This is a genomic window from Thiocapsa sp., from assembly GCF_035467215.1.
Classification (GTDB): Bacteria; Pseudomonadota; Gammaproteobacteria; order Chromatiales; family Chromatiaceae; genus Thiocapsa.
Map to the genome: position 1 here is coordinate 1 of NZ_DATITZ010000121.1, position 21,118 is coordinate 21,118.

At 63.3% G+C, this 21,118-nt stretch carries 26 protein-coding genes and 1 CRISPR repeat array; of the genes, 15 read left to right on the forward strand and 11 right to left on the reverse strand.

All coding sequences use genetic code 11. From position 1 onward, the window contains the following. Positions 1-6 precede the first annotated feature (6 nt). Positions 7-1,271: a CRISPR direct-repeat array (repeat unit 37 nt; unit sequence GTCTTAATCCCCTTTAGAACGGGTCTCTGATTCGAAC). A gap of 163 nt (positions 1,272-1,434) precedes the next feature. Genes VLR48_RS06985 through VLR48_RS07000 form a run of 4 tightly spaced genes read right to left on the reverse strand, consistent with a single transcriptional unit; the run spans position 1,435 to position 4,232 of the window. Further along, on the reverse strand, positions 1,435-1,908 hold the full coding sequence (locus VLR48_RS06985) for a LexA family transcriptional regulator (protein WP_325291086.1): 474 nt from the start codon (positions 1,906-1,908) through the stop codon (positions 1,435-1,437). Between the two features lie 54 nt (positions 1,909-1,962). Beyond that, positions 1,963-2,469, reverse strand: coding sequence for a nucleoside 2-deoxyribosyltransferase (locus VLR48_RS06990; RefSeq protein WP_325291087.1), 507 nt, complete (start codon positions 2,467-2,469; stop codon positions 1,963-1,965). 50 nt (positions 2,470-2,519) lie between these two features. After that, positions 2,520-3,785, reverse strand: coding sequence for a Y-family DNA polymerase (locus tag VLR48_RS06995; RefSeq protein WP_325291088.1), 1,266 nt, complete (start codon positions 3,783-3,785; stop codon positions 2,520-2,522). 27 nt (positions 3,786-3,812) lie between these two features. Then, the gene (locus tag VLR48_RS07000; protein ID WP_325291089.1) at positions 3,813-4,232 is read right to left on the reverse strand and encodes a translesion error-prone DNA polymerase V autoproteolytic subunit; all 420 of its coding nucleotides are present in this window, start codon (positions 4,230-4,232) and stop codon (positions 3,813-3,815) included. 252 nt (positions 4,233-4,484) lie between these two features. Here VLR48_RS07000 and VLR48_RS07005 point away from each other — a divergent pair, with 252 nt between their 5' ends. Beyond that, on the forward strand, positions 4,485-4,745 hold the full coding sequence (locus VLR48_RS07005; protein ID WP_325291090.1) for a CopG family ribbon-helix-helix protein: 261 nt from the start codon (positions 4,485-4,487) through the stop codon (positions 4,743-4,745). A 511-nt stretch (positions 4,746-5,256) separates the two neighbouring features. Here VLR48_RS07005 and VLR48_RS07010 read toward each other — a convergent pair. Further along, entirely contained in the window at positions 5,257-5,649 is a 393-nt protein-coding gene (locus tag VLR48_RS07010) for a DUF302 domain-containing protein (RefSeq protein WP_325291091.1), read from the reverse strand. 139 nt (positions 5,650-5,788) lie between these two features. Next, a complete protein-coding gene (locus VLR48_RS20230; protein ID WP_414718588.1) occupies positions 5,789-5,944 on the reverse strand; it encodes a PH domain-containing protein in 156 nt (51 codons plus the stop codon). Between the two features lie 336 nt (positions 5,945-6,280). Between VLR48_RS20230 and eat the strand changes: the two genes are divergently transcribed. The 3 genes from eat to eutC are packed head-to-tail and all read left to right on the forward strand — an operon-like array spanning position 6,281 to position 9,974. Continuing rightward, positions 6,281-7,735, forward strand: coding sequence for an ethanolamine permease (gene eat / locus VLR48_RS07020; RefSeq protein WP_325291093.1), 1,455 nt, complete (start codon positions 6,281-6,283; stop codon positions 7,733-7,735). 17 nt (positions 7,736-7,752) lie between these two features. Further along, on the forward strand, positions 7,753-9,144 hold the full coding sequence (locus VLR48_RS07025) for an ethanolamine ammonia-lyase subunit EutB (RefSeq protein WP_325291094.1): 1,392 nt from the start codon (positions 7,753-7,755) through the stop codon (positions 9,142-9,144). A gap of 8 nt (positions 9,145-9,152) precedes the next feature. Further along, entirely contained in the window at positions 9,153-9,974 is an 822-nt protein-coding gene (gene eutC / locus VLR48_RS07030) for an ethanolamine ammonia-lyase subunit EutC (RefSeq protein ID WP_325291095.1), read from the forward strand. Positions 9,975-10,183: 209 nt separating this feature from the next. Here the strand turns inward: eutC and VLR48_RS07035 are convergent, their stop codons facing one another. From VLR48_RS07035 to VLR48_RS07050, 4 genes are all read right to left on the reverse strand, one after another. Further along, a complete protein-coding gene (locus VLR48_RS07035) occupies positions 10,184-10,498 on the reverse strand; it encodes a PH domain-containing protein (protein ID WP_325291096.1) in 315 nt (104 codons plus the stop codon). A gap of 12 nt (positions 10,499-10,510) precedes the next feature. Continuing rightward, a complete protein-coding gene (locus VLR48_RS07040; protein ID WP_325291097.1) occupies positions 10,511-11,485 on the reverse strand; it encodes an Acg family FMN-binding oxidoreductase in 975 nt (324 codons plus the stop codon). Between the two features lie 140 nt (positions 11,486-11,625). Continuing rightward, entirely contained in the window at positions 11,626-12,150 is a 525-nt protein-coding gene (locus VLR48_RS07045) for a nucleoside deaminase (protein WP_325291098.1), read from the reverse strand. A gap of 1 nt (position 12,151) precedes the next feature. After that, a complete protein-coding gene (locus VLR48_RS07050) occupies positions 12,152-12,466 on the reverse strand; it encodes a hypothetical protein (RefSeq protein ID WP_325291099.1) in 315 nt (104 codons plus the stop codon). A 124-nt stretch (positions 12,467-12,590) separates the two neighbouring features. Between VLR48_RS07050 and VLR48_RS07055 the strand changes: the two genes are divergently transcribed. The 11 genes from VLR48_RS07055 to VLR48_RS07100 all read left to right on the forward strand — a co-directional run bounded on the left by VLR48_RS07055 (position 12,591) and on the right by VLR48_RS07100 (position 19,600). Then, a complete protein-coding gene (locus VLR48_RS07055; protein WP_325291100.1) occupies positions 12,591-13,445 on the forward strand; it encodes a DNA-binding protein in 855 nt (284 codons plus the stop codon). 2 nt (positions 13,446-13,447) lie between these two features. Further along, complete coding sequence (locus tag VLR48_RS07060; RefSeq protein ID WP_325291101.1) at positions 13,448-13,999, forward strand: 3'-5' exonuclease; 552 nt, start codon at positions 13,448-13,450, stop codon at positions 13,997-13,999. A gap of 4 nt (positions 14,000-14,003) precedes the next feature. Then, positions 14,004-14,201 (forward strand): hypothetical protein, encoded by a 198-nt coding sequence (locus VLR48_RS07065; protein ID WP_325291102.1) that lies wholly within the window; start codon positions 14,004-14,006, stop codon positions 14,199-14,201. A 129-nt stretch (positions 14,202-14,330) separates the two neighbouring features. Further along, complete coding sequence (locus VLR48_RS07070; protein WP_325291103.1) at positions 14,331-14,540, forward strand: hypothetical protein; 210 nt, start codon at positions 14,331-14,333, stop codon at positions 14,538-14,540. 96 nt (positions 14,541-14,636) lie between these two features. Then, complete coding sequence (locus VLR48_RS07075) at positions 14,637-14,867, forward strand: CopG family transcriptional regulator (RefSeq protein ID WP_325291104.1); 231 nt, start codon at positions 14,637-14,639, stop codon at positions 14,865-14,867. Then, entirely contained in the window at positions 14,864-15,259 is a 396-nt protein-coding gene (locus VLR48_RS07080) for a type II toxin-antitoxin system VapC family toxin (protein WP_325291110.1), read from the forward strand. The genes VLR48_RS07075 and VLR48_RS07080 overlap by 4 nt, the downstream gene beginning before the upstream one ends. 35 nt (positions 15,260-15,294) lie before the next feature. Continuing rightward, complete coding sequence (locus tag VLR48_RS07085; protein WP_325291105.1) at positions 15,295-15,954, forward strand: tetratricopeptide repeat protein; 660 nt, start codon at positions 15,295-15,297, stop codon at positions 15,952-15,954. Positions 15,955-16,475: 521 nt separating this feature from the next. Next, positions 16,476-17,147, forward strand: coding sequence for a DUF6946 family protein (locus VLR48_RS20235; RefSeq protein WP_414718589.1), 672 nt, complete (start codon positions 16,476-16,478; stop codon positions 17,145-17,147). 172 nt (positions 17,148-17,319) lie between these two features. Next, positions 17,320-17,586 (forward strand): type II toxin-antitoxin system ParD family antitoxin, encoded by a 267-nt coding sequence (locus VLR48_RS07090; protein ID WP_325291106.1) that lies wholly within the window; start codon positions 17,320-17,322, stop codon positions 17,584-17,586. Beyond that, positions 17,579-17,884, forward strand: coding sequence for a type II toxin-antitoxin system RelE/ParE family toxin (locus VLR48_RS07095; protein ID WP_325291107.1), 306 nt, complete (start codon positions 17,579-17,581; stop codon positions 17,882-17,884). The genes VLR48_RS07090 and VLR48_RS07095 overlap by 8 nt, the downstream gene beginning before the upstream one ends. An 867-nt stretch (positions 17,885-18,751) precedes the next feature. Continuing rightward, positions 18,752-19,600: a replication initiation protein gene (locus VLR48_RS07100; RefSeq protein WP_325291108.1), complete on the forward strand. Its 849-nt coding sequence runs from the start codon at positions 18,752-18,754 to the stop codon at positions 19,598-19,600. A 151-nt stretch (positions 19,601-19,751) separates the two neighbouring features. On the opposite strand, the gene VLR48_RS07105 is transcribed toward VLR48_RS07100, so the two are convergent. Beyond that, positions 19,752-20,549 (reverse strand): NAD-dependent deacylase, encoded by a 798-nt coding sequence (locus VLR48_RS07105; RefSeq protein ID WP_325291109.1) that lies wholly within the window; start codon positions 20,547-20,549, stop codon positions 19,752-19,754. Positions 20,550-21,118: the final 569 nt, after the last annotated feature.

Below are 21,118 nucleotides of genomic sequence, written 5' to 3' on the forward strand. Positions count from 1 at the left end.
CCCGATGTCTTAATCCCCTTTAGAACGGGTCTCTGATTCGAACTCGTGTCCGGGGATTGGATCATTGGGTTATCCGCGTCTTAATCCCCTTTAGAACGGGTCTCTGATTCGAACGTCGGCACGCGAACAGAAAGAGCGCGACGAGCAAGGTCTTAATCCCCTTTAGAACGGGTCTCTGATTCGAACGGGCACATCCTTGTCGAGTGGAAACTTGTGACCGAGTCTTAATCCCCTTTAGAACGGGTCTCTGATTCGAACCGGGTATTCCCGTCCCTCCAACTCGATCCTTGGCGTCTTAATCCCCTTTAGAACGGGTCTCTGATTCGAACCAAGGGTAAGGTGACAACCGCACACTTAGACCGATGTCTTAATCCCCTTTAGAACGGGTCTCTGATTCGAACGGAATGAAGACACTCACCGCTCTTCGTCGCGCCGGGTCTTAATCCCCTTTAGAACGGGTCTCTGATTCGAACACCGGCCCGGCACCGAAGGCTCACGACGTGTTTAGGTCTTAATCCCCTTTAGAACGGGTCTCTGATTCGAACTTCCGTGACGTTCCCTAACCTTGCTAGTGGTGATGGGTCTTAATCCCCTTTAGAACGGGTCTCTGATTCGAACGCAGCTGGCTCGGTGCAGCTGGCTCGGTGCAGCTGGTCTTAATCCCCTTTAGAACGGGTCTCTGATTCGAACCATACCGCGCGGCCGCACAACATCGGAGTAACTAGGTCTTAATCCCCTTTAGAACGGGTCTCTGATTCGAACTCGCTAGACGCGATCGCTTCCGGCGTGATTGAGAAAAGTCTTAATCCCCTTTAGAACGGGTCTCTGATTCGAACTCGCCAAGTCTGAAGGTTTGACGATTGCCAAGGTGTCTTAATCCCCTTTAGAACGGGTCTCTGATTCGAACACTTCAAGAGAAGATAGGCCGAACACGAAGCGTGCCGTCTTAATCCCCTTTAGAACGGGTCTCTGATTCGAACAGCTAGACGGCTCGAAAGCCACAGCCCACTCCGCGGGTCTTAATCCCCTTTAGAACGGGTCTCTGATTCGAACCAAGCCGCGCGATGATCCTTGACGCGCTCGCCAAGGTCTTAATCCCCTTTAGAACGGGTCTCTGATTCGAACGAACTACAGACATCTATGCGCGAGTCTCGCGAGCGAGTCTTAATCCCCTTTAGAACGGGTCTCTGATTCGAACTCGGAATTGCGTGAAGCTAATAGCGTTTTGCTGTCAGTCTTAATCCCCTTTAGAACGGGTCTCTGATTCGAACCGCACTTCCGAAAAACCTTATCCGAAACAACCACCTGAAAGGGGGGTTGCGGAATTTTCGCGTTTCCGAAAAGTTGGTGTTTTGTGTTCGAGTGCGACGGCGCTCACAATTCCGAAGCTACTCCAGGTGCCGCAAACGTTCAAGCCGAACATCGCGGCCACCCTTACCCGCACCGCACCACCCCCGACACCACCCCCAGGATTTCCACCTCGTCCTCGACGAACACCAACGGGGCCATGGCGTCGTTCGCCGGCTGCAGGCGGATCCCGTCGAGCTCCCGATAGAAGCGCTTGAGCGTGACCCCGTAGCCATCGATCCGCGCCACCACCGTCTCGCCGTTCTCGGCCGTCGGGCGTTGCTCCACGACCACCAGATCACCAGTGTCGATACCGTCGTCGGTCATGGAGTCGCCGCGCACGTAGAGCGCAAAGCTACGATCGCCCGCATGCCGCTTCACCAGACGGGCCGGGACCATCAGGGTCTCGCGCTCCTCGACCGCGAGCACCGGCTGACCGGCACTGACCAGACCGAGCAGCGGCAACTCGACGGTGAGCTCCTCGCTCGGGTCGAGCGGCTCCAACTCGGGGTGCCAGGTGGGACGCAGCTGTCTACGAATCGGTTGCATCATGTCGTCCATGTCGATCTCCTGGAGGTGATGATCTGTTTGGGGAGTTTAGCCGCAGATCCGCGCTCATGTGCGCCCGATACCTGCTGAATCCGGTATCTCACGATCGAAATCCAGGGCGCGGTCGGGTCCGAACGCCGCCTCTTGAAGCCCTGCTTGCGTGTTCACGATGGCGTCGCACGCCATCTCGACCATGGCATTGACGATCGCCTGCTCGGATTCGCCCGCGCGCCGAAAGTCGGTGCGGATCCCGACGATCCTCGCGTCGACTGCCTTGGTCGCGAAGAAGTACCCGATCTCCCACGCGGTCCCGTCGTCGACCTGAGTGCCGTCGAGAAGAGCGATCAGAAGATCCGCACGGTCGAGCCCGGCCTTGCAGCGCCGGAAGATCTCCGCGCGTGCCTCGACCCCCAAGGCGGCGATCTCATCGGGCGTGATCAGCTCATACGGCCAAATGATGTCGACGGTCTCGCCCCGTCGCGACGCCCGCTCGAGCAGGAGGCGTTTGGTCTTGCGGTGCCAGTCGCGTTCGGCTTCGGTGAAGAGCGGTCCTGCCAGGTAGATGACACGCATGATCGTCCCTCGAACAACATGTGATCCGTTTGCCGAACGTCGCGTCGGACTTACCCCGCGCGTACCGTCGCCAACCCCGCCCAGCGCGTCGTCGAGACCCCGGAGCCGCGTTCCGAGCGTCGCCGCCAGCTGGACCCGGACAGCTGACCCGCGAACCGCAGGGTCTCGCGCCCGTACTTGCGGTTGACCGCATCCAGCACCGCCATGCGGCGCCGTGCACGCTCATCCTCCCCGACCTCGACGAACAGATCCGCCGGCGCCTGCCCGGCCGGGACCACATCCGGCAACAGCACCCCGGCCTTGCGGTAGCCGTCACCGGCACGAAACAACCGGTCGACCCCGCGGGTCGCGGCCCGCACCAGCGCCGTGCTGTCCTGCGTCGGCACCGGGAAACCCATGGTCACGGCGTTGGCGTAGAACGCCCGGCCCGTATCGAAGGGATTGGTCTGCACGAACACCGTCAGCGCCGGGGCGGCGAGCCCCTGCGCCCGCAGCTTCTCCCCGGCCCGGCTCGCGAAGGCCGTGACCGCGGCCCTCAGCTCGGCTGGTTCGGTCACCGCAGCACCGAAGCTGCGCGACACCATGACCTGCCGGCGCGGCGGCGCCACCTCCTCCAGCGCCAGACAGACTTTCCCGCGCAGCTCCCGGGCGATGCGCTCGACCACCACGCCGAAGGAGGCGCGCAAGCGCTGCGGGTGCGCCTCGCGCAACGCCAGCGCATCGGCGATGCCAATCGCGCGCAGGCGTGCCCCCGAGCGACCCGCAATGCCCCAGATGTCTTCCACCGGAACCGCGGCCAGCACGGCGTCGGGGTCCGGCAGCTCAGACCAATCGAGCACCGGACCGGACAGTCCCTGGCCCTTCTTGGCCAGCCGATTGGCGAGCTTGGCGAGGGTCTTGGTCGGGGCGATGCCCACCGCCACCGGGATGCCGGTCCAGCGCCGAACGGTGCGGGCGATCTCCAGCCCCAGCGCGGTCGGATCCCGGACCCCGGCCAGATCCAGAAAGCACTCGTCGATCGAATAGACCTCAATGCGCGGGGAAAACCCCGCCAGCACCTGCATCACCCGCCGCGACAGATCCCCGTAGAGCGCATAGTTCGAGGAGAAGACCGCGGCGTCGGTCCGGCGCAAGACCTCGGCATACTTGAAGTAGGGCGCCCCCATCGGGATGCCGAGCGCCTTCGCCTCGTTGCTGCGCGCCACCACACAGCCGTCGTTGTTGGAGAGCACCACCACCGGGCGCCCCTCCAGGCTTGGCCGGAACAGCCGCTCGCAGGAGGCGTAGAAGTTGTTGCAGTCGACCAGGGCGAACATGGCGGGTGTTTCCGCGCGGATCCAAGCTCAGAATGAATGCACGACATGCGCGACCACGCCCCAGACCACCAACCCCATCTCGCCCTGAATCTCCAGCGGCGCATAGTCCGGGTGCTCCGGCACTAGCCAGACCCGCTCACCCTCGATCTTCAGGCGCTTCAGGGTCAGCTCCCCGTCGACGGCCGCCACCACGATCGACCCGGATTTGGCCTCGCGCGAGCGGTCCACCACCAGCAGATCGCCGTCGCGGATCCCCGCACCGGTCATGGAATCGCCCTGCACCCGCAGGAAGAAGGTCGCGGCCGGATGTCGGATCAATTGCTCGTTCAGATCGATGACGCCTTCCAGATCGTCGTCGGCCGGCGAGGGGAAGCCGGCCGGGATACGCGAGCCGAAAAGCGGGAGCGGGCAGGGGAGCGGGGCGAGCGTGCAGGCGTACGCGATCATCGGTGTGCCGGGCGCACCGGATGAACCTGCGCTGTGCTTGCGGCGTGGGCGGCAACGTCGAATCGAGACATGACGGATGACCGAACCTGTATAAATGTCCAGTCATGATAGCGCATGCGAGGGCGGTCGGACCAAGCCGAGACGGCCGGGCTTCAGGGGTCGCGATGCAGGTGACCTTGACGATTGGTGATTCGACCCGCGACGGCGTCCAAGATTGCAAACAACTGCAATGCAAACACATGAGGTTCCCGCATGGCCGGAAGCACCATCACCGTGCGCACCGACCCGGAAGTCGCCGCGCAAATCGCCTTCCTCGCGGAGGCAATGGATCGGTCCCGAAACTGGGTGATCGAGGAGGCGCTCAAGCAGTACATCCAAGCTCAGTCCTGGCAGATCGAGGGCCTCAAACAGGCGCAAGCCTCGCTTGATCGCGGGGAAGGCATCGCGTTCGAGGCGGTGATGGAGGAGATGGATGCGCTGATCGAGCAGACATCCCGCACGCGTGACGCATGAAGATCGTCTTCTCACCGCAGGCGCGCGACGATCTTCGGGAGGTCTTTCTCTGGGCCCGACGCCGATCCAGGTCGATGTCGCTGGAAAATCTTCGCCTGTGCGCCTGTGTACGGTATCTTGTCTGTTCCGTGACAGCTCCTTCCCGGCTTCGCTGTCGCACCGCGCATCGGGCGTTCGTGTCCCGTTGCCGCATTCCAGAACCGAGGCCCTCCAGTCGCCCATGCGCCAGATCACCGTACCTCGCCACATCCAACCGCTCTGCCACATTCTGCACGCAGCCCTGGATATCCGACCCGATCCGGCGCCGCCGCCGTTGTCAGCCTTGACCGAGTCGTCCGGCCTGCTCGTGAAGGTCGCGGGCACCCACCCCCGAAGCAACCAAGAGCCGCCCCGCGTCCGTCGCACGCGGCTCGCCGAGGCGATCACGGTAGCAATCGCTTTATCGCAGCGCTGAGCCCCTACGGAACGGGCATCATGACCGTCGGGCGGGAACGGCGCGCGGTCGTGCGCGTTACGCCTTCAGCGCCGTAGCGACCCGCTCCAAAATGGCATGCGCCTCGGCGGCGACCTGATTAGTCACCGCATCCTCGACCAAGGCAAGCACGGGAACCGGATCCATGAAATCCACAGCCGTGCGTGACGGCGACACCTCCCGAACCACGACGTTGCAGGGCAGCAGCGCCCCCGCCGAGGGCCGAGAGCCGATCACGCGGCTGGCCAACCCCGGCGCACAGGCGCCCAGGATGCGATAGCCGCCGATGTCCTCGTTCAGCTTGTTTCTCAGGATCGCGGCGACATCGACGTCGCTGACGATCCCGAGACGTTCCGCCGCCAAGGCGGCCACAACGCGCTCTACCGTCGCATCAAACGGAAGGTCGATCTCCACGCCGAACGCATAACTCATCGGGTTGCTCCAAAGGATTGAGGGTTTTTCTGGGGTCCGCTTGCGAAGAACGGGCGCACACGACGGCGGCAGCGAACGCCGTGGACATGATCGATGCCGAGGTGGCGTCCGCGCCGGTCACAGACAACCGCCGTCATCCTCAGCGACCGACATATTCCGCCAGCAACCCCTGCACCTCGTAGATGTCGACCGCCATGCTGAAAGTCTTCTGGATCGGGGTGGACATCCCCGAGGTCCAGACCTTGAGCTCGGCCTCCAGATCGAAGTGGCCGGCCGGCTCCACCGAGAAGCGCACCAGGCTCTTATAGGGGATCGAGGATACTCGACCTTCTTGCTTTGCCTGCCCGACCGATTTTTGGCCCCAATCCTGCTCAGCGGCTCCTACGGACTCGGAAATCCGAGCGGCGATAACCGGGGTTGGGCCAGGAGCGTTTGCGCCGGCTCTGGATGTCGGGCACCGATTTGGCGCGTATTGCCCGAGTTCAATCGTCCTCTGCATCTTCAGGTTGCAGCTGTCGAGGGTTCCAGAGACGCGCAGGCCGGGACGCCACGCCTCAGACCGCCCCTGTTCAAGCCCGAGACCGTACCGATCTTTTCCTCCACGCTGTAGTCGCTTTGCGGGGTATCGCACGTGTCTGAAGAAGCCGTTATTCACGTCCATGGGGCCGACTACGAGAAGGTCGATTCGTCCTATTTCGAGCATCGTCAGTTGAAACAGGGCGCGGCGGGGTGGGTCCTGCTCGCGGGGCTCGGCGTGGCCTATGTCATCTCGGGTGATTTCGCCGGCTGGAACTTCGGACTCGGGCAGGGCGGCTGGGGTGGCCTGCTGATTGCGACGATTCTGATGGCGACCATGTATACCGCCATGGTCTTCTCGCTCGCCGAGCTGTCGTCGATGATTCCGACCGCCGGCGGCGGCTACGGCTTCGCGCGTCGGGCCTTCGGTCCGATCGGCGGGTTTCTCACCGGGACGGCGATCCTGCTGGAGTATGCGGTCGCGCCCGCAGCGATTGCCGTCTTCATCGGGGCCTATACGCAGTCCCTGATCGGGTTCGGCGGCTGGCCGGTCTATCTGGCCTTCTATATCGTCTTCGTCGGCATCCACCTCTATGGGGTGGGCGAAGCGCTCAAGCTCATGTTCGTGATCACGGCCGTGGCCGCGACCGCGCTGCTGGTCTTCGTGATCGCGATGATCCCGCACTTCAGCGTCGCGAACCTCTTCGACATTCCGCCGACCGATGCCGCCGGCGCGAGTGCCTTCCTCCCGTTCGGCTATCTGGGCATCTGGGCGGCGATCCCCTTTGCGATCTGGTTCTTCCTCGCTATCGAAGGGGTGCCGTTGGCGGCGGAAGAGGCGCAGGATCCCAAGAAAAATCTGCCCAAGGGGCTGATTGTCGGGATGCTGATCCTGCTGCTCTTTGCCGCTCTCATCCTGGTCGTCGGGCCGGGCGGTGCGGGCTCGGCGACCATCATGGCGTCCGGGGATCCTTTGATCGCGGCGTTGGAGTCCGAGGCCGCTTACGGCGGACGGACCTGGGTCAGCGGATTCGTGAACCTGGTCGGTCTCGCCGGGCTGGTGGCGAGCTTTTTCTCGATCATCTTCGCCTACTCGCGGCAGGTATTCGCCTTGTCACGCGCCGGCTATCTCCCTCGTTTCCTCTCGCTCACCGGATCGCGCAAGACTCCCTGGATCGCGCTTGTCGTGCCGGGCACCCTCGGTTTCGTGCTGTCTTTGACCGGCGAAGGCGATCTGCTGATCCTGATGGCCGTATTCGGCGCCACCATCTCCTACATCCTGATGACGGCCTCGCACATCGTCCTGCGTCGGCGCGAGCCCGATCTGGAGCGGCCGTATCGCACGCCCGGCGGCGTGGTGACCTCCGGCATCGCCCTGGTGCTTGCCTGTGTCGCCTTCGTCGCCGGTTTTCTGGTCGATCCGATGGTGGTGCTCTATGCGGCGATCTTCTATGCCCTCATGGCCGCCTACTTCTTCTTCTACAGTCGCCACCATTTGGTGGCACAGGCCCCGGAAGAAGAGTTCGAGGTGATCAAGCGGGCCGAAGCCGAGTTGGGCGGCATGGCCTGACGGGCCGCCGACATCCGATGTCGACCTATCGACACAGCATCGGCGGCACGACCTACCGCTTCGAGGATCTGCGTGACCTGATGGCCAAGGCATCCCCGGCACGTTCGGGCGATGCCTTGGCCGGGGTCATCGCGGCCACCGACGCCGAGCGCGTTGCAGCGCAATCGGCCTTGGCCGATCTGCCGTTGCGGGTCTTCCTGACCGAGGCCGTGGTCCCTTACGAGGAGGACGAGGTCACGCGGCTCATCATCGACGATCATGATGCCGCCGCCTTCGCCCCGGTCGAGCATCTGACCGTCGGCGATTTTCGCAATTGGCTGCTGTCCGAGCAGGCCGACAAGGCGGCCTTGTGCGCGTTGGCTCCCGGTCTGACCCCGGAGATGGTGGCTGCGGTCAGCAAGATCATGCGGGTTCAGGACCTGGTCCTGGTCGCCCGCAAGTGTCGGGTGGTAACGGCCTTTCGCAATACGCTCGGACTGCCGGGGCGGATGGCCACGCGCCTGCAGCCGAATCACCCCACCGACGACCCGACCGGGATTGCCGCGGCGATCCTCGACGGGCTGCTTTACGGGAACGGGGATGCGGTCATCGGGATCAATCCGGCGAGCGACAATCCGGGTGCCGTGACGACCCTGTTGCGGATGCTCGACGACATCATCGGTCACTATCGGATTCCCACTCAGTCCTGTGTCCTGACACACGTCACGACCCAGCTACAGGTGATCGAGCAGGGCGCCCCGCTGGATCTGGTGTTCCAGTCCATCGCAGGCACGCAGGGGGCGAACGCGAGCTTTGGCGTCACGCTGGATCTTTTGGTCGAGGCGCGCGAGGCGGCCCTGTCGCTCAAGCGCGGTACGGTCGGCGATCATGTGATGTATTTCGAGACCGGGCAGGGCAGCGCCCTGTCCGCCAATGCGCACCACGGGGTCGATCAACAGACCCTGGAGGCCCGTGCCTACGGGCTGGCGCGAAAGCTCGACCCACTGCTGGTCAACACGGTCGTCGGTTTCATCGGTCCCGAGTATCTCTTCAACGGCAAGCAGATCATGCGCGCCGGCTTGGAGGATCATTTCTGCGGAAAGTTGCTGGGCGTGCCGATGGGCTGCGACGTCTGCTACACCAACCATGCCGAGGCCGACCAGGACGACATGGATGTCCTGCTGACCTTGCTCGGTGTGGCCGGCTGCAACTACATCATGGGTATCCCGGGCTCGGACGACATCATGCTCAACTACCAGACCACGTCGTTTCACGATGCGCTCTATGTCCGCGAGGTGCTTGGGTTGCGGCCCGCACCCGAGTTCGAGTCCTGGCTCGGAGAGATGGGGATCTTCGACGCTGCGAATCGGTTGGTCGTTTCCGACACGCTGCCGGCACCCTTCCGTCACGCGTTGGCGCGATTGGCATAGGCCCACCCATGACAGACCGCCCCAACCCCGTCGTACCGAACCCCTGGTCGTCGCTGCGTCGGTTCACCGATGCGCGGATCGCGCTCGGCCGCGTCGGCAGCAGCCTGCCGACAGAGGCGCACCTCGCCTTCCAGTTGGCGCATGCGCAGGCTCGGGATGCCGTTCACCTGCCGTTGGATGGCGATGCAATCTCCGCGCAGCTCCACGCGCGTGGGCTGGAAAGCGTGCGTCTTCACAGTGCGGCCCCGGATCGCCTAATCTATCTGAAGCGCCCGGACCTTGGACGTCGGCTGAACGACAGCTCGCACGCCTTAATGGCGGAGCGGGCGATGGCGCTCGGGGCAGGGCTGGATGTCGTCTTCGTGATCGCCGATGGCCTCTCGGCGCGCGCGATCCACGAGAATGCCGTTTCCTTGCTGGATTGTATCCTCCCCGAGCTCTCGAGCGCGGGCTGGCGGATTGGCCCCATTCCGATCGTCGAGCAGGGCCGGGTAGCGATCGGCGACGCGATCGGGGAGATACTGAAGCCCGAGATCCTGGTCATGCTGATCGGGGAGAGACCGGGCCTCAGCGCACCGGATAGCCTGGGGATTTATCTGACCCATGGTCCGCGGGTCGGGAGAACGGATGCGGATCGCAACTGTCTGTCCAATGTCCGCGTGGCCGGGCTGAGTCATGCGACGGCGGCTCACAAGCTGCGCTATCTGTTGGAGGAGTCGCGCCGTCGAGCACTCTCGGGTGTCTCGCTGAAGGAAGGTGCCGACGAGGTGCCGCGCTTGGTCGACGCCGGCGAGGCGGCCAACTTTCTCCTGCCTCCGGATGCCTCATGAGGATCCGCGGGGAAGCGTAGCGCGCGGTCGAGGATCTCGCGCGGCCTCAGCGGCACAGCCCAGACTGACGCTGCCGCGCATCGGAGCGGTCGAGTCCTCGTATCGAGCCGAAAGGTGCCAAGTGAGGGCGCCGTCGTCATCGGGATCCCCGGCGCACAAGCCCCTCGGGACGCGATACCCACCGATGCCGCAGACAACCTTCGCCACCCTCAGAGGCCTATGTACGCCGCCAGCAACGCCTGCACCTCGTAGATGTTGACCGCCGTGCTGAAGGTCTTCTGGATCGGGGTGGACATCCCCGAGGTCCAGAGCTTGAGCTCGGCCTCCAGATCGAAATGCCCCGCCGACTCCACCGAGAAGCGCACCACGCTCTTGTAGTGGATCGACAGATACTCGACCTTCCTGCCGGTCAGCCCCTGCTTGTCGATCAGGATCAGCCAGCCGTTGGTGAAGAGGACGGCATCGCGTACCAACCGGTAGGCGTGCTCGATCTGCTCGCCGTTCAAACGGCATCCGCCGGTCAAAGGCCCGCCTCGTCACTCCGTCACGACCACATGACTCGCCGGCCTCCGGAAGGAGCGCGGCATCAACGGCCCGCGACCGAAGCGCACCAGGAGATCCGGCCGCCCTCGGTCGAGCCCGATCGCGGCGACCAATTCGGACCGCAGCGCGGCCACCTCGAGCGGCTGGTTCAGATGGGCCGTGCGCACCCCCAAAACCGTCGCCTGCAAGGCAAAGCGCTCGAAGGCTCGGCCCGCCTCGATCCAATGCGCCGGTTCGTCGATCTCCGAGACGAACACCGCGAGCCCCGCGGAGCTGCGCACTTGGCGCACCGCCTTCGCGTTCTCGGCCTTGGCCGACACCAGGCGCTCGAACAGCGCGCGTCCGAGCCACGCCGGCAGGCTCGGGTTGCCGGTGCAGGCCGCGCAGAGTCCGTCCCCCGTGGCCTTCGCCTGCCGGGTATTGAACCGGACCCAGTGCTTCAGCTCGCGGAGGAAGGCCGGATCATGCAATTGAGCACGGTTGCCCTCGACCACCAGCTCCAGTAGGCGCTCAATCGGCGCCCGCTCGGTGAGCAGCACCACCCGCACGCCCACGCCGGTCCCGGCCGTCTCCAGCGAGCTCAGCTCCGCGTTCGAGAGTGGCTGGCCATCGTAGTTGCAGCGGGTCGACTGGCGGGTCGCGATGGCCTCAAACAACGCAGAGCGCTCCACCGGCCCCGCGTCCAATGCCACCGACACCGATCCGCCCGCCTCGCTCTGGAACCTTGCCTCGCCCCGCCAACCCAACGCCGGCGCGGCCTGCAGCAGATTCTCCGCGGCGCAGCCCAGGCTGACGAAGAGGTGGTGATCGTCCGGATCCACGACCGGACAGCGCCGCCCCCGATCCGGCAGGATCTCGATGCGCTCCGGACCCAACCCGAAAAGCCAACATTGTGTGTTGTGACTTGAGGGCGCCAGTATGGCGTGACCCACCAGTTCCAGCTGCCGCGCATCGGGCCGGTCGGTCATGGTCGTGTCCTCGTCTCAAACCGAAAGGTGCCAAGTTCGGGTGCCGTCGTCACCGTACGGGATCACCCGACGCGTCTCTCGCGGCCCCGCGACCATCTCCGTCCGCCCGATCAACCGACGGTCCGCACAAAACGACAACCTCAGTAACGCACCCGCCCCGGATCGGCGGCGAAGGCTTCGAGGACCGCGAGTGCCTCCGCCCGCAGCAACGGAATCTCGGGGATCGCACGTTGCTCCGGCGGCCTTGCCAGCTGCTCGTAGATGAAATGGTCATCGAAACCGATGCGCGCAGCATCCCGAATACCGAACCCGTAGAACACACGCTCGATCCGCGCCCAGTAGATCGCACCGAGGCACATCGGACAGGGCTGGCCGCTGGTGTAGAGCACGCACCCCTGCAGGCTGATGTTCCCGATCCGCCGGCACGCGTCGCGGATCGCGACCATCTCGCCATGCGCGGTTGGGTCCCGGGTCGCGATGACCCGATTCCAGCCTTCCCCGATGATTTCCCCGCCCAGCACGATGACGGCACCGAATGGCCCGCCGTCGCCCGCTGTCGCACCCCGACGGGCCAATGCGATGGCGCGCCGCATGAAACGCGCGTGATCGGAGGATCCCGCGGCGTGCGCGGGACCTCCGTCCGAAAGCTCCGACTGTTCGCCCACATCAATCCCCGTCGGCTTGCGGCTGCCCGAGTCGCTCCGTCGCGATCTCTCGACAGAGTGCCGTGGATGCCTCGCTCTGTTCCCCCTGGATCCGGTCGTCCATGCACATCGAGAGCGCTGCATCCGAGTGCTCCTCCGACAGCCGGCAGATCCGCCTCGTGTCCACCGCCCACGCACGCCCGTTGTAGAGGTTGAAGGCCAGATCCTGCAGCGCACGAGCGCCGCCGTGGTGGCCCTCGCGCAGCCATTGGCACCGGACCGGCTTGAGATAGGGATTCATCGCGTTGGCCTCCTGCGGTTTCGACAGTCCGCGCATTCTCGCGCATCCGCGCGCCGGGAGGTGGTTGATCAACCCGCAACCGCTTGCCGTAAAGCATAACGTAAGATACCATAATAACGAAATTACGTAATTTCTCGTTACCTCACACTTGGAGATCACCATGGCGCGTTCCGGCCTGACACGCGATCAAGTCAACGAGGCGGCCGAGTCCTTGATGCTGGAAGGCCAAACGCCGACCGTCGTCGGGATCCGGACCCGCCTCGGCGGAGGATCCCTGAGCAACATCACCAAGTGGCTGGGGGAGTGGAAAGCCGAGCAGGAGATCAAGCGCGCCGATGCCCAGCCGCCGATGCCGAGTTCGGTCGAAGGGGCGATGCGTCAGGTCTGGGGGGCGGCCTGGAAGGAAACCCAGACCCAGGTCGAGGCCGAGCGCGAGGCCTTCGCCAATCTCCGCAAAGAGATCGAGCGAGAGCGCGCCGAAATGCTCGCCGAGATCAATCGACTCGACGGCGAGCTCGATGCTGCCAAGACCGAGATCGATGCGCTCAAGGCCGAGCTCGCAGCCGAACGACAAGGCCATGAAGGCACGCGCGCCGAGGTGAAGGAGGCACGCGCCATCGCCAGCGAGCGCAAGGCACGCATCGAGCAGCAGGCCGTGGAGCTTCAGGAGGCCCAGCGCCAAGCCGCCGAAGCGTCGGCTCAGGCGGGACGGGCGCAGGCGCTCATGGTCGAGCGCGACCGGGCCTTGGCCGATAAAGACCGGATCGCGAACGACCTCAAGCGCGAGCAGGAGACCGCCCGCCAGGCCAAGGCCGCGATCGACGCCGGTGCTGCGAAGATCCGTAAGCTGGAAGAGAGCCTGGAGGAAGAGCGGACGGCACGAACGGAGGGGGAGCGGAAACTCGCGGACCTGCGTGTGGAGGTGGCTACACTCGCCGAGCGGACAGCACACGCCGACGAGCTGCGAACCCTGCTGGACGAGCTACGACACGATCACGGCAACGCAAGGAGCTGAACATGCGCACCGTCTTTCTCGACCTGGAGACCACGGGGCTTGACCCCATCCGCGACGAGATCCTGGAGATCGGAATCCTCGACGACGAGGGCGAAATCCTGCTCGATACCCTCGTGCGGCCTCAATGCCGGAATGCCTGGCCAAGCGCCCAAATGGTCAACGGAATCGACCCATCGACAGTCGCCGACGCGCCGTCAATCGTCGACCTGCGCTCGCAGATCAGCGCGGCCGTCACCGGTGCAAGGGTGGTCATCTACAACGCTCCGTTCGACTCCGGCTTCCTGGTCCGGGAGTTGGCAGGAGCAGGTGAAGTGACTTGCGCCATGCAAGCCTTCGCTCAAGCCTTCGGGGAATGGAGTGATACGCACGGCACATGGCGCCGCAAGAAGCTTGTCTTCGCCGCGCACCATGTCGGCTACGTCTGGCCCGGCAATGCCCATCGCGCCATTCAGGATTGCATGGCGACCCGCGCCGTCTGGCACTGGACCAACGCCCAAGCCACCCCGATCCAGACCGCGCCCGTAGCACCGTGCGTGCACCGAACGGAACCCTGACGCCATGTCCACACGCTCACCGAAATATCCCCTGGCCCGCCTCTCGCCCGCCAAGGACGACATCCTCATCATCGCCATCAGGCGCGAGTCGGTGGTGACCGGCGACATCAAGCCGATGCTGGAGAAGCTGACCGCCCTCTCGTCGACCCGCAAGGCAGCGTTGGAGTGGGAGGGAACGCTGACCTTCGTCTTCGAGGGTTGAGACAACGACACGCGCGAAACCGCCGAGATTCCCGAGATCCGCACCTATTTCGCGGCGCTCACCGAGGCATGGCCCCATTGGCTGCACTTCGCCGAGAAGGTCGAGAAGGTCGGGGACACCATCCCGCACGTGCTGCGCCTGCTCTGCAGGGGCCGCTACGAGCGCCCGCGGCCGGGTCTGGTCGGCTGGCGGTTCGAGGATTTCGACGACATCAAGCGCGTGCTCGCACGCCTGTTCTGCGGCCAGAACGCGATGTATGACCGGCTCGCGCTACCGGAGGAGATCAACGAGCGGATCGCTCAGGAGATCGGGCAGTTGATCGAGAGCACCTTTCAGTGACTCCGTATCCGGCACAACTCATCGCACCGGAGACGGCAACGAACCGTCGTTGATCGCTTATAATTGGACATATGATTGATATGGCGGGGCACCCCCATGGGCCAAGTGACGATCTACCTCGATGACGAGACCGAAACGCGGATGAAAGAGGCCGCCAAGGCCAGTGGCGTCGCCGTCAGCCGCTGGGTTGCCGAGTTGGTCCGGGAGAAGACCGCAACCGAATGGCCGGAAGCCGTCCGCCAACTGGCCGGGGCTTGGCCGGACTTTCCGGATGCGGAAACGCTGCGACGTGCCCAGGGCCAAGACGTCGCACGCGAACCGTTCTGATGTACCTGCTCGACACCAACACGCTGATCTACTTCTTCAAAGGCCAGGGACAGGTCGCCGCACGCCTGTTGTCCGTCCCACCCACGGATCTGGGAATCTCCGCGATCGTCCTGCATGAGTTGGAGACCGGGATCGCCAAATCGACGCATCCGGACAAGCGCCGCCGGCAACTCGAAGCGCTGGTCAACACGGCCGTATTCTTCCCGTTCGCAAAAGCGGAAGCCCGTGCCGCGGCCTTGATCCGACGGGATCTGGAAGAGGCGGGCACACCGATCGGCACGCTGGATACCCTCATCGCCGCTACGGCCATCGCCAACCGCGCCATCTTGGTTACGCACAACACGCGGGAGTTTTCGCGTATCCCGGATCTGGCGCTCGATGACTGGTTCTAACCCAGCACCGTCGGCGCAGTAGGATGTTTGGTATGTTGTTTCACGTTGCGTGGAGGTTCCTCGTCTGGGCGCTGGTCTGCGGTGCGGTGTCTGCGGAGGTGCCGACGACCACAGATCCTCAGGAGGAGCCCGACATCGAGTGGGTTCTTCTCAATGAGGAACAGCAAGCTCTGTTCGAGGCCGGCGACTACGAGCGGGCCGCAGGCGTAGGGGGCCTCGCACGCGTGCACGCCGAGAGGCACGGACGACCGGCGGATGTCGCGACCACGCTCAACAACCTCGGGGCGGTCTATTTCGCGCAGGGTCGATACGACGACGCGGAAGGGAACTTCACGCAGGCGCTTGAGATCCACGAGGGCCTCCTGGGGCCGGAGCATCCTGAGGTTGCGAAGAACCTCAACAACCTCGCTCAGGTCTTCCTCCTGCTCCGGCGGTTCGATGACGCGGAGCGTCTTCTCGTGCGGGCGGTTGCGATCTTTGAGGGCGCGCTCGGGGAGGTCGAGCAGACCGCGACGTCCCTGCATACTCTTGCGACGCTCTATGTCGCGTCCGGTCGGTACCGCGAAGCGGAGTCACTACTGCGACGGGCCGTGGTGATCCGCGAGCAGGTCTTGGGCCCGGAGCACCCGAAGACGGTGGTCGCGAGGGAGAGTTTGGCGGGGGTGGGACGTGCGCTCCGTGCGGAGGGGATGTAGGTCTAGGGAACCCTACCGATGTAAAAGTGCGTGTTCTCTGATTTTTCGCCGGGAAGGTCCTGGACAGTGGCTTTGTCGGACCCAAGATCCCGGACCTCCCGGAGTCGGGCTGGATCGGCATCATCTACCTCGATCCCGACCCGCAGACCTCCGGCGCCGACGTCGAGCGTCAATTCGTGATCACCGCACACGGCGACAGCTTCGTGGAGATGCCGCCGGGTCCGCCGTCGTTGAAGTACAGGGTCATGCCGTCTGAAAGCGAGTAGTGAGTTGACGGCCGATCCCATGCTTGGCCGGAACCGACGCGCCCAGAATTTATACGAATTGAGAATCGGATTGCCGATTTGTATGGCTTCGACATGCTCCGGCACCTCAAACATCATCCCTTTAAGGTCCGAGCCTTCGTAGGCAACAGGTAACAAGGGTGACCTCCATGTCCATCGCGAAAGCCGGCCGGCGTATTGCATCGCTCGCGGACTGGGAGCAATACGCACCGCCGAAGTCACCTCACCACTGGGTCGATGGCCGGAGCGCCAAAGAGGTCGCTCGGGCTTGGCTTGAGGGCGGTAGGACAACCATGCCGCACGAGGTTCTGGCGGTGCTGGCCGGCCATCCGCGTTTCAACGACGTGCTGTCATGGGACGTGGAACCGGAAGCAAAACTACGCTTCGATACCTTTCCAGGAACCTCGGAACACCGACCTCCTCGTCATCGCAAACGATGCGCTTGGTCCCTTTCTGCTCGCGATCGAAGCGAAGGCCGACGAGACCTACGGCCACACTCTCGCCGACGTGCTCGCCGCCGCTTTGGAGCGGCGCATCCAGAATCCCAGGTCCAACGGCATCGCCAGGATCGAAGGGTTGGCGACGCTGCTCCTGAAGCCACGGAGTGGCGGTCAACCCAAGGCCAGGGATCTGCGATACCAGTTGTTCACGGCTTGTGCAGGTGCGCTGGCCGAGGCACATCGACGCCAGTCGGCGCGAGCAATCATGCTCGTGCACGAGTTCATCACGTCCGCGACATCCGACGAGAAACACGCGCGAAACGCATCCGATCTCCGAATGTTCTTGTCTCGACTGACGGGTCACGCCGACAGGCCTGTCCAAGACGTGGAGCTGCAAGGCCCTTTCGAATTTGCACGCTATGCGGGGGTCGAGTTGTTCGTGGGCAAGGTCACGCGAAATTTCAGATGACCGCTATCTCCCCTGATTCACAGTCACGCTCCAAGATCTGGATCCGCAGAATCAGACTTATCCGCCTTTGGTTGACGGCTTTGCGGTTTGACAAGACGTCGTCAGGGAACGATTTACTGGGGTAGTAAGACATAGTCTTATAATGTGAAGGTGCACACAGGAGGAACGCATCATGGCCAGAACCCAAACCATCACCCTCGGCGACCACTGGAACGATTTTGTCGTTACCCTCGTAGAAAGCGGGCGCTATGCCTCGGCCAGCGAAGTGATTCGCGATTCCCTGCGGCTGCTGCAAGAGCAGGAGGCAGCGTCCAAGCTGGAAGCCTTGCGACAAGCCCTGATCGAGGGAGAAAACAGCGGTTCCGCCGGGCCACTCGACATGGAAGCCATCAAGCGCCGGGCCAGACAAAAGGCCGGATTGAGCCCGGATCATGTATGAAATCCATCAGCAAACCGCCGCCGAAGACGACCTCGTCGCGATCTGGCAATACTCCTTCGAGACCTGGGGGGCCGATCAGGCTGATTTCTATCTCGACGCCTTAAACGACGGCATCGCGAGACTTGCAGACAACGCCGAGCTCGGAGCCGATTGCAGCCATATCCGTGAAGGTTACAGACGTCTTCAGGTCCGGCATCACTGTGTTTACTACCGTGTTCTCGCTGCCCGCATCGAGATCGTCCGCGTCCTCCACAAGCGTATGCACCCGGATCAACATCTGGCCCCCCGTGCCGGCTAGTCCCGAGCAGCCTGAACGCTTCCGGCGTCAGCAGCAGGTCGCCGGTCGCCAAACCCTTGGGCCTAGCGCTCTCATACCACACGTCGCCCTGGGAGGCGCGGACGCTCCAGCCCTACCCGCCAGTCCTCGACGAACATCTCGATCGACTCGATGAAGTCCGGATCGTGCCGGTCCGGTTGATGGTGCAATGCACGAAGTACATCAGGGGATGTGAAGAGGCGGGCCGTAGCAAAGAATTCCATGGACGAGACTCCCGTGCCCGGTGGCAGTCCTGTGATGTGGCCTACCCGGAATTTGTCGTTGTATAGGCTAATATCCGGAATCAGGTGATGCAGATAAGACGACAAATTCCGGGTTGTCCGCCAATTTCCCCGTTGACAGGTGATCGAGGAACGATGTTGGCGGGGATGGTTGTAACTCTTCTCTTGAAACGACCCTCTTTTCTATTTTTATATTTTTTCTTGTTTTAAGAAATGTAACCTATTGAAAATATTTATTTTTTTCGTCTATAAAACGACAAATTCCGGTTTTGCGACGACAAATTCCGGGCGAAGTGACGACAAATTCCGGGTTTTAAGACGACAAATTCCGGGTATTTCCAGACATCACCCCCGGATGGCGTCATAACTGCCGGAGGCGAGGGATGCGGTTCATCTGCATTCAACGACAAATTCCGGGTTTGCTCACGGCGCGCATGACAGCCAGACGGGTGCATGCCGAGATCACACCCGGAATTTGTCGTTGAATGATGAGCAGGATGCACCGGAGGGTCTGGATATAACGACAAATTCCGGGTGCCGCCCTCCATGCCCTGGCATACAACGACATGATTCCCCGACGTCGTTTTATGGGATACACTCTATGCTCATGGAGAAGCCTCATCATAGCTATCTGATCGTAAAGGCGAATAAGCTGATCGAGGCGGCTTACCGCTTGACGATGGCCGAGCAACGGCTGCTGCTGGCCGTGCTTGCGCAAATCGATAGCAGACCGACCGGCGATAGCGTGCACGGCGAGGACTTCGAAGTCTCTGCAAGCCAAATCACCGATCTGTACGAGATTCCCCTGAAGCAATCCTACGAGCTGATGCGCGATGCAGCCGAGCGCATCGCCGAGCGGTGGGTTGTGATCCAGCATCCCGATCCGGACATCCCGGCGTTAGCCTACACCCGCACTCGTTGGATCTCGGCGATCGACTATCTGCCGAGCGAGGGGCGAATCCGTTTGTATCTCGCTCCGAAGATCATGCCGTATCTCACCCAGTTGGCCGGAGAGTTCGCGCGCTACAAACTCAAGCATGTCTCGGCGATGACATCCATCTATGCCGTTAGGCTCTACGAATTGTTGATCCAGTGGCAGATGCAGGGCGAGCGGGAGGTCGCGGTCGACTGGCTCAGGGAGCGCTTCGTCGTCCCGGAGCAGTACTCGCGGATCTATGACTTGAAGCGGCGTGTGGTCGAGCCTGCGGTGGAGCAGATCAACGCCCACAGCAACCTCTGGGTGCGTTGGTCGCAACGGAAGGTCGGACGCGTCGTTGTGGCCTTCCAGTTCCAGTTCGGCCTCAAGGCCAACCAGCCGGCGATCCCGGCTCCGGCCGGCCATACCGGGGAGCGCGGACTGACGCGAAGCGAGATCGAGCGTGCGGCTCGTCCGGGAGAGACCTGGGACGATGTACGGGTGCGCCTCATGAGGGAGCGTGATAAGTCGGAGAAATGAAAGCGCACTCCGCAGGGCCAAGATGACTTAGGCGGTGCGTGAGCGCACCAGCGACACGGAGCTGACTGCTGGATAACTTCGATTAAGTCTGCGATGTCGAGAGCAAAAGTCAGAAGCCATTCCCCAAATCCTCGACCTTTCGTAGACGGGTTCACCCAAAGCCCGCATCCGGCCAACCCTGCCGTACCAGCTCGGGCAGAACCTGCGCGGCGGTACCCCCGAGCCGAAACGTCGCGAAGTCGTCGAGATCCGTCCTGTCCGGATTGATCTGCACCACGGCGGCACCGCGGGTGAGCGCCGTCAAAGGCAACTCGGCGGCCGGATAGACCAACGCGGAGGTCCCGACGACCAGCACCAGGTCGCAGGTGTTGGCGGCGGTCTCGGCGGCATCCCAGACGTCGGCGGGGAGTGCCTCGCCGAACCACACGACCCCGGGGCGGACCGGTCCGCGGCAGCGTTCGCAGCGCGGTGGCGGGAGCGGGGCGCCTTCGAGCGAAACTTCACACTGCGGGTCGGACGGAATATGAGGATGGCCGCAGGCCCGGCAATACGGACGATGCAGACTGCCGTGGAGCTCCAGAACGGCCGGACTGCCGGCCCGCTGATGCAGACCGTCGACGTTCTGAGTAACCAGGGTCAGGCGAGGGACTCGATCGGCTAAAACCGCGATGGCCCGGTGTGCCGGATTGGGCTCGCAGAGCAGCACCTGCGATCGGCGCCAGGCGTACCAGCCCCAGACCAATGGGGGATCCGCATCGAAGGCCTCCGGCGTGGCCAACTGCGCCGGGTCGAAGCGACCCCACAGGCCGTTCAAGGCATCGCGAAAGGTGGGGATGCCGCTCTCCTGCGAGACCCCGGCGCCGGTGAGCACCAGCAGATGACGGCAGGTACGAAGCCGGGTCAGCAGTTCTGATGGGTAAGGTTCGGTCGCATGGGATGACGTTGGCATGACAATCCGTTTCGCGGGTTAACGCTGATCACGCTTCGACTCCGGCCGGACGCCCCAAAAACTCCACCGTTCGAGGGATGAGGTTCCGGTCCGGATCCAGCCCCCAGATCCTCGACCTTTCGTGATCGTCGATGCCGGGGGCAGTCTCGAAGGTGCCAAGTTCGGGCACCGAGGTCCGGACTGCAGGATCCGCGTGGGCTGGAGCGCTGCGACAGGTGCCACGTTCTTCCAACCGGCTCGTCGCTGTCAAAGCCGTGTGATCCGTTGCCGCGATTCGCGCGGCTTCGACGCCAACCGCAACGCCTTCCTTTCGGCGATGATCACCACAAGCCGCTTGCTCCTGATACCGGAAAGGCACTCGCGGTTAAACGCATGACAAGACACGACCCAGACCGGCCACCGAGCCGAGCCAGCCAAATGACTCTTCCGCCCCATTTTCGGTCACCGGCACATCTGACCTGAGCGTCCGGTCAACGCGCGTAGCGGACTGTCGCAGTCAACACTGTGAGTGAATCTGGAGGACCATCTTCGGACGCTGCGCCGGCACCGATGAGCGGCCGCAATGACCT

What these genes read in the sequence shown, in the direction of transcription:
- VLR48_RS07040 (WP_325291097.1), bottom strand. Translation starts at nt 11,485, where the DNA reads ATGACCGACCGGCCCGATGCGCGGCAGCTGGAACTGGTGGGTCACGCC.
- VLR48_RS06995 (WP_325291088.1), bottom strand. Translation starts at nt 3,785, where the DNA reads ATGTTCGCCCTGGTCGACTGCAACAACTTCTACGCCTCCTGCGAGCGG.
- VLR48_RS07055 (WP_325291100.1), top strand. Translation starts at nt 12,591, where the DNA reads ATGGCGCGTTCCGGCCTGACACGCGATCAAGTCAACGAGGCGGCCGAG.
- VLR48_RS07095 (WP_325291107.1), top strand. Translation starts at nt 17,579, where the DNA reads ATGTATGAAATCCATCAGCAAACCGCCGCCGAAGACGACCTCGTCGCG.
- eutC (WP_325291095.1), top strand. Translation starts at nt 9,153, where the DNA reads ATGACAGACCGCCCCAACCCCGTCGTACCGAACCCCTGGTCGTCGCTG.
- VLR48_RS07050 (WP_325291099.1), bottom strand. Translation starts at nt 12,466, where the DNA reads ATGCGCGGACTGTCGAAACCGCAGGAGGCCAACGCGATGAATCCCTAT.
- VLR48_RS06990 (WP_325291087.1), bottom strand. Translation starts at nt 2,469, where the DNA reads ATGCGTGTCATCTACCTGGCAGGACCGCTCTTCACCGAAGCCGAACGC.
- VLR48_RS07065 (WP_325291102.1), top strand. Translation starts at nt 14,004, where the DNA reads ATGTCCACACGCTCACCGAAATATCCCCTGGCCCGCCTCTCGCCCGCC.
- VLR48_RS07105 (WP_325291109.1), bottom strand. Translation starts at nt 20,549, where the DNA reads ATGCCAACGTCATCCCATGCGACCGAACCTTACCCATCAGAACTGCTG.
- VLR48_RS07005 (WP_325291090.1), top strand. Translation starts at nt 4,485, where the DNA reads ATGGCCGGAAGCACCATCACCGTGCGCACCGACCCGGAAGTCGCCGCG.
- VLR48_RS06985 (WP_325291086.1), bottom strand. Translation starts at nt 1,908, where the DNA reads ATGGACGACATGATGCAACCGATTCGTAGACAGCTGCGTCCCACCTGG.
- VLR48_RS07100 (WP_325291108.1), top strand. Translation starts at nt 18,752, where the DNA reads ATGGAGAAGCCTCATCATAGCTATCTGATCGTAAAGGCGAATAAGCTG.
- VLR48_RS07010 (WP_325291091.1), bottom strand. Translation starts at nt 5,649, where the DNA reads ATGAGTTATGCGTTCGGCGTGGAGATCGACCTTCCGTTTGATGCGACG.
- VLR48_RS07075 (WP_325291104.1), top strand. Translation starts at nt 14,637, where the DNA reads ATGGGCCAAGTGACGATCTACCTCGATGACGAGACCGAAACGCGGATG.
- VLR48_RS20235 (WP_414718589.1), top strand. Translation starts at nt 16,476, where the DNA reads ATGGCCGGAGCGCCAAAGAGGTCGCTCGGGCTTGGCTTGAGGGCGGTA.
- VLR48_RS07000 (WP_325291089.1), bottom strand. Translation starts at nt 4,232, where the DNA reads ATGATCGCGTACGCCTGCACGCTCGCCCCGCTCCCCTGCCCGCTCCCG.
- VLR48_RS07060 (WP_325291101.1), top strand. Translation starts at nt 13,448, where the DNA reads ATGCGCACCGTCTTTCTCGACCTGGAGACCACGGGGCTTGACCCCATC.
- VLR48_RS07025 (WP_325291094.1), top strand. Translation starts at nt 7,753, where the DNA reads ATGTCGACCTATCGACACAGCATCGGCGGCACGACCTACCGCTTCGAG.
- VLR48_RS07090 (WP_325291106.1), top strand. Translation starts at nt 17,320, where the DNA reads ATGGCCAGAACCCAAACCATCACCCTCGGCGACCACTGGAACGATTTT.